Source organism: Photorhabdus stackebrandtii, assembly GCF_011189495.1.
GTDB classification, from domain to species: domain Bacteria; phylum Pseudomonadota; class Gammaproteobacteria; order Enterobacterales; family Enterobacteriaceae; genus Photorhabdus; species Photorhabdus khanii.
The window spans coordinates 1-848 of the sequence record NZ_PUJV01000151.1 but is presented as its reverse complement, the minus strand read 5'-3'; the positions used below and the strand labels follow the sequence as shown (position 1 = coordinate 848).

1 protein-coding gene is annotated in these 848 nt (G+C 45.9%); it reads right to left on the bottom strand.

All coding sequences use genetic code 11. The annotated features are described in order from the left end of the window. Positions 1-195: 195 nt before the first annotated feature. Complete coding sequence (locus C5470_RS22085) at positions 196-420, bottom strand: transposase (protein ID WP_207627082.1); 225 nt, start codon at positions 418-420, stop codon at positions 196-198. Between the last annotated feature and the right edge of the window lie 428 nt (positions 421-848).

Here is an 848-nt window from a genome sequence, read left to right as displayed (position 1 = left end):
ACTGGGCAGGAGTTACCGGAAAAGCACAAAGTTTCTAAAGAGATTGCAACAGCAAAACCAGAGACTTTTCGCACACTGGTATATTCTGGCTCAGGGCTGAACAATAAGAGCCGTATGAATCGAGAGGTTCACGTACGGTTCTGTGAGAGCCTGGAGGGGAGGCTCCTCCGGGCTACTCGACCAGCTACCCGGTCACTACCCCAGGATAATGATGCGAACCATCACCTCAGTCGGGAATGGCGGTCGTCCGCCTTTGGGAGAAATAATCCGTGGCACGACACGGTTTATGGTGTCAGCCAGTGCCGAGAAATCAACATACTTATCAAGGACAAGCAGTGGATCACCTAATTCATCGATTTTTCGACGGTGATATTCGGATGCCAGCTTGTCTTTCTTTAACGCAGAACGAGGCAGTATCATGATGGCACTACCTTGCAGGGATGTATTATGTCTACATTTTACTCAATTTGGTGGCTAGGGGTTTCAGGAGCAATGGAGTAGTAAACACCGTTAAACGGTCAATTTAAATAGCCAAAAATTGGGTAGCCAACTGACATCGTGAATTGCTATTTTTAGCCAGTCTATCTACGATAGCCAAATAACCTTTAACTCATCTTGGACGTATATTCATAATAGGTAATGTAAAACTCATAATTATTTGATTTTATGAATATTAGCCATTCTATTTAACCACTTATCAGTACTTATGGTTCCGTTGCTCCGTGCGCTGTGAAAAGCTGCATTTATCTTGCAGGTGAAAGTCCTGCTCCGGAAGGCATAGCCAGTGCCACCGGATAGCGAGTCTTGCGCCGTCCTGGGTAACTTGGAGGGTGAAGCGTAGACAGCGA